Consider the following 5,035-nt stretch of genomic DNA (forward strand, 5'->3'; position numbering starts at 1 on the left):
GGTCAGCTCCGTGACGACCCGGACCCTTTCGGCCGGGGTGACGTGCTCGGTGACCGCTGGCCGCTTCAGCAGATCGGTGGCGACCTGCGCGGCGACTTCGTCGTCGCGGGTCAGGTCGGCCACGGCCTGGACCTTCTCGTCCACCGTGACCGGTCGGTCGACCCGCTGGCCGACGACCCGCTTCGCGCCGTCCGGCGTCCACTGCCTTGCTCCGGTGCGCGGGTTGAACGGCGCGTCCTCGATCGCCGCCCACCGCTCGTCCTCGTCCACGACCGAGGCCAGGATGCGGTGAACGGTGAACGACACGCCTTCCTTGCGCCTCCCCTTCGGCCACCGGTTGGCGGTGTAGCGCCAGTCTTCCACCGTCCGGCGCTCCACCCCGATGTCGTCCGCGAACAGCTGCAACGACTCCGTGACGGTGAATAGGTCGTCCGTGCCGTTCGGCATCGACCCGCCCACCGCCCTCATCGGCTCGATTTCCAGCGCCATGTCACCCAGGGCGAACTGCGCGCGGGCGACCTGCGCGATGAGTTCCTTGGCCTGGGTGACGAGCTGTTCGTAACGCTGCCGGGTGACGTTCCCGATCCGGTCGCTCACGTCGGCCATGATGACCACCGCCCTCGCCCGGATCCGGCTCGGCCACCACGACGTGATCGGTCAAAGGGGCGTCGGCCCCGGGCCCCCGTCCACCGTGACGCGGGCGCGACACGCCGGGGCAGAGCGTGAACCGGGGGCGCTCGAAGCACCAGCCAGACGCACCAACTACCCCGCAAAACAAGGGGTGTTCAAGGTGCTGACGAGGCGTTCGGCTACGGCGTTTCCGTAACGCCGTTCCGCGACGCCCGCCGCTGACGACAGGCCCGCACCCGGCAACGGTCCGAGCAGTACACCGCCGCCTTCGACCGCTCTACCCCCACGGTCCAAGACCTGCTGCAGACCGGGCACTCAACTTGCTCCCCCCGCTGCATCGCAGCTACCCGCTGCCGGGTCCGCTGAAGCCTGCGCCACCGCCGTGACCTGCACCGACCCGAGCAGAACACCGCCTCCGCCGCCATCGTCTGCGGCAGCGGATCACCGCACTCCCGGCAGTACCGCCGAGCCGTTCCGCCAGCCCCCACAACTCAGATCATCCAGGCGTACGCACCTCACAACCAGGGATCAAAAACACCTACTCAACCAGGTACGTGCTGACCTGGCGGCCCTGTTCAAGGCGCTGCCGTACTCGGTGGAGCCGATGGAGGCGTGGCAGCGCCCCGAGGGCTACTGGCTCGACAAGTGCCGTGCCTACCCCGACTCGCCCGGCTGGTCGGAGCAGGAGCAGAAGCAGGTCGACGCCCTGCGGGAACATGAGCGCGACCTCGCGGCCCAGATCGTCACCCACACGTTCTGGAGCGAGATGTCCGGACCTGAGCGGACCGCCGCTCGCGACAAGCTGAAGCATGCCTTCGAGGAAGACACGGCCCTGGAGGAGTAGTTGCCTCGCCCCCATTCGTCCGCTGCACGGAGGCGTGGTACCCGCTGTCAGCGACGGCTTCTACCGTCAGGGCATGACCACATCACCGCCCTCCTCCGACATGTCCTGGGTCCTGAAGGCCACGATCACGGCCGCGCGGGCCGCCGATGCCCGCTGGCAGGAGCAGCTGGACGTGCTCGGCACCGTACAGAAATGAGCCCTTGCGGGTGCCCGACGTTGTTGCACATCTTTGCTGGACACCGGACGTCGGGTCTGGCCGGGCGTATCGACGACCCCGCGCCGCCGTCCGAGAACCGATCGGTTGTTGGACAACGCCCCCTCGACGTCGACACGCACACGCGCATCGTGCAGTTCACCTCAACTTGAGCCGCAGCCGGTACGCCTTCTGCTTGCAGGCGTCCGAGCAGTACTTGCGCGGACGCCCCCTCCGCTCTCGGTCAGTCAATGGAACTTCCATGGGGTGCTCACAGAGCGCGCAACGAGGCTCGAACATCTCCTCCAGCCGCCACTCCCGAATCAGAGCACGCAACTCATCATCGATCAGAATCGTGGGACGGGGGCCGTCCAGGTCGAGCAGGAGGTCACGCAGGGGTCCGGAGTGCGAGGGGTGGCGCAACATGCTCATCGTCTTCGACCAACTGTTATTGAACGTATCCAGAGATATCTGTAGCTGCTCACAGACCAATCGCCACGGGGCGTCGTAGAGGACCAACGCCAAGAAGACAATCGCATCCGGCTTGCCGATGCCTCGGAGAGCATCGGCAAGCCCGCGGACGTGTTCGACACGAGGCCGCTGGTTCACGGATCAACCCTCCGTGCCGGAGCGGACTCAGCAGCAGGTTCAGTGCGCATGAGGACCACCACCGGCTCGGCTGGGGGTCCCGCTTCTTCAGGAGACCGCTGCGGCAGCGCCGGCGGGGGTGTGGGCCGCCCCCACGGAAGAAGCCCACACAGAGCGGAGATCACGTGAGCCAGCCCCAGCAGGGCAGTCGGGAGGTCCACCCGGTCGACACGCCGCAAGGCTACCCAAGCCACGGATGCGACCAGCAGCAGAACGGCCACCAGTACGGCAGCGGCGCAGAGCGCCAGCGAGACCGGCGCCTCGAAAACCGCGTCGGGAGAGGGAACAGACAGCAAGGTGGAGACCTCCGGGAACGAAAAAGGCCCCCGGGTGTGGCTCCGGGGGCCTGGCGGAAAAGAAAAAGGCCCCCGCTTCTAGATCAGAAGGAGAGCCTCAAACAGCATCAGGACACACTGGTGACGTCCTGGGAGGAGCTTCTCATGCTTCCGTCGTTGCGTCAACCACGCGTCTGCGCAGGTCAGTTGGGTGATGAGCGCATAACGCATTTCGTAACGGTTGCAGGCCCCCTCATAGGGGACTCAATAGGTCGGACCGCTCAGTAGACGCCCCCCTTCGCCTCGGCTTGTCAAGACTCTGCTGGGGGACCCAGCGGGCACACCCGGACACGGTGGGCGATTTACGGCCTCGGAGTGTTCGCGGCACCCGTGCCTGCCCGAGGCGACGCAGCCCGTCCCACCGAAGCGCCCGCCCCAGACGGCGGGGTCATGTGTCGACGAACTCCTTGAGCATCTCCTCCAGGTCGGCCAGCGTGTCGGCGACCGGTGTCCCGGAGCGGGCCTCGCGGATGGTGATGCACGTGGCGGTGAAGTCCGCGAGTTCGAGGATCAGGTCGAAGAACTCGCCCTGATCCCGGGCGAAGGTCGCCCCGAGTACTTCGGCTGCGCTCTCCTGGTCCGTCAGCAGTCCCCTGATCACGGGCAGCGTGTTCAGCTTCGCCTGCCCCGCCGCCCCGCGTTCGGCGGCTTCCTCGATGGCGGAGAGGAGTTCGTCGACCGTCTGCTCGGTTTCATCCGTGAGCACGAGCGCGATCCCGGTCGCAGCGACGCTCGCGCCGGCGGCGAGCAGGAAGATGCGGTCGGTTCCGTTCTCGTCCGCATCGGCGCGCGCGGCCGCCGACACGACCCGGCCGGCGGGCGAGTCGACGGGGCGCCGCGCGGTGCGGCTCGCCGGATTCATCGAGGCGCGGATCAGTTTCATGACAGGCTCGTGCCGTGTTGGAGTCCGGACACGGCCGGCCTTCATACTGTGCCGGTCCAGGAACTGACCGAGGGTCTCTTCGAAGTCGGGCGGCGAGGACAGGGTTTCGGCGATGGCCTGCCACCGGGCGGGGTCGTTCCCGCACAGCTGCAGCAGGGCGTCGGCGGCCGCAGACTGGTCCTTGCTGCCGAGCACGACGTGGGCGGGCAGCTGGCGCAGCAGGGCGTCGGTGCAGTGACGGGACTCCAGGATCGTGTACTCGACTTGGTACATGAAGGCGCCCCGGTGGCCCTTGATGGCCTCCAGCCAGCCCTGCATGACCGCGAGCGGGTCGTCGACGTCATCGAGTTCCTCGTCCGTCAGCACGCGCGGCGGTCCCGCGTACGGGTGGGCCGCCGCATGGTCGGCCGCGGCCTGCCTCAGCCACGCCGGGACCTGCTGCTCGTACGCCAGCAGCCACTGCACCTCCACGGGGTGCAGCCCCTCCAGGAGGTTCGTGATCAGGCTGCGGTCCAGGTGGGGGTTGCCGGCCAGCGCGGCCAGCGTGCCGATCCGCTGGTCGCTGCTCAGCAGCAGCTTCGGAGAGGGCGGCTCGCCGTCGTCGAAGGCGTAGCGCCGCTCGATCGCGGTGGGTTCGGGAAGGCGGGCGACCAGCGTGCACATCGTGCCCAGGACGTCCGCGTCGTTGCTGGTCACGGCCAGATCCTCGGCCAGCCCGGTCAACTCGATCGCGTAGTGGCGGACCTGGGGGTCCGTCACGGCCTGCACCAGGTTGCTGCGTGCCAGGCAGGCGGCCGCGGCGTCGTGCAGCTGTGCGGCGGCCAGCTCTTTCAGGCGCGGGTGGCTGGCCACCCGCTGTGCGATCGTCCGTAGCCGCCGGCGCTGGGTGCGCTCGGGCAGTGGCAGGTCGGCCCACTCCGGCAGGCACAGCGCGGGCACACACGCCGCGAGGACTTCGTCGCTGATCTGCGCGGTGTCCACGCTGTCCAGGAGCGCGTGCCGCACCGCCTGGCCGTGGACGGGATCCTCCACGAGCTCGGGCCACCGCTCGGGGCAGCGTTTCAGCAGCAGCCCACACACCGAGTACGCCGGCCAGCCCTCCGGCTGCCAGTAAGGGGTGTTGCGCGGCTGGCTGTTTGCGGTGGCGAACGCCTCAAGTCCGGCCGTCACGATGGTCAGGCTGCGCCGCACCAGGGCGTCCAGCAGCCAGTCGGGCGCCTTTGGGGTCGGCAGCACCGGCTCCTCCGGCTGCGGGAGCCCCGCCGACATCTCGACCGCGACCAGCGCCGACAGCTCCAGCGTTTCGATCACCTCCAGCGCCGCGGCGCGGAGGTCGCGCCGCGCGAGCGAGACGATCAGGTCCGGGGTGGCCTCGTGGTGCCGCAGCACGCCCGGGAGGTCGGCCGGCCCCAGCAGGCCCCGCCGGATGAGCGCGTTGACATGGTCGGCGGCGGCCGTCGCGACGATCCGGTCCCGCAGGTTCTGGTCCGACAGCTGGGCGA

The 5,035-nt window shown here is 68.9% G+C and carries 5 protein-coding genes; 2 read left to right on the forward strand and 3 right to left on the reverse strand.

The annotated features are described in order from the left end of the window. Positions 1-606, reverse strand: a 606-nt coding sequence (locus ACTWQJ_RS46200) for a DUF6192 family protein (protein WP_443312371.1), incomplete at its 3' end; no start/stop codon positions are given. A 628-nt stretch (positions 607-1,234) separates the two neighbouring features. Between ACTWQJ_RS46200 and ACTWQJ_RS46205 the strand changes: the two genes are divergently transcribed. After that, the gene (locus ACTWQJ_RS46205) at positions 1,235-1,474 is read left to right on the forward strand and encodes a nucleic acid-binding protein (RefSeq protein ID WP_443312372.1); all 240 of its coding nucleotides are present in this window, start codon (positions 1,235-1,237) and stop codon (positions 1,472-1,474) included. Positions 1,475-1,547: 73 nt separating this feature from the next. Further along, positions 1,548-1,670, forward strand: coding sequence for a hypothetical protein (locus ACTWQJ_RS46210; RefSeq protein WP_443312373.1), 123 nt, complete (start codon positions 1,548-1,550; stop codon positions 1,668-1,670). A 156-nt stretch (positions 1,671-1,826) separates the two neighbouring features. On the opposite strand, the gene ACTWQJ_RS46215 is transcribed toward ACTWQJ_RS46210, so the two are convergent. Together ACTWQJ_RS46215 and ACTWQJ_RS46220 are read right to left on the reverse strand one after the other, a co-directional pair. Beyond that, positions 1,827-2,276: a hypothetical protein gene (locus ACTWQJ_RS46215; RefSeq protein WP_443312374.1), complete on the reverse strand. Its 450-nt coding sequence runs from the start codon at positions 2,274-2,276 to the stop codon at positions 1,827-1,829. 762 nt (positions 2,277-3,038) lie between these two features. Further along, a partial coding sequence (locus tag ACTWQJ_RS46220) for a hypothetical protein (RefSeq protein WP_443312375.1) occupies positions 3,039-5,035 on the reverse strand: 1,997 nt, incomplete at its 5' end.

The organism is Streptomyces sp. KR55 (genome assembly GCF_052245645.1).
In the GTDB taxonomy this organism is placed as follows: domain Bacteria; phylum Actinomycetota; class Actinomycetes; order Streptomycetales; family Streptomycetaceae; genus Streptomyces; species Streptomyces flavusporus.

Bases quoted from the DNA above. Each gene is read 5' to 3' on its own strand.
- ACTWQJ_RS46205 (WP_443312372.1), top strand. From the start codon at position 1,235: ATGGAGGCGTGGCAGCGCCCCGAGGGCTACTGGCTCGACAAGTGCCGT.
- ACTWQJ_RS46210 (WP_443312373.1), top strand. From the start codon at position 1,548: ATGACCACATCACCGCCCTCCTCCGACATGTCCTGGGTCCTGAAGGCC.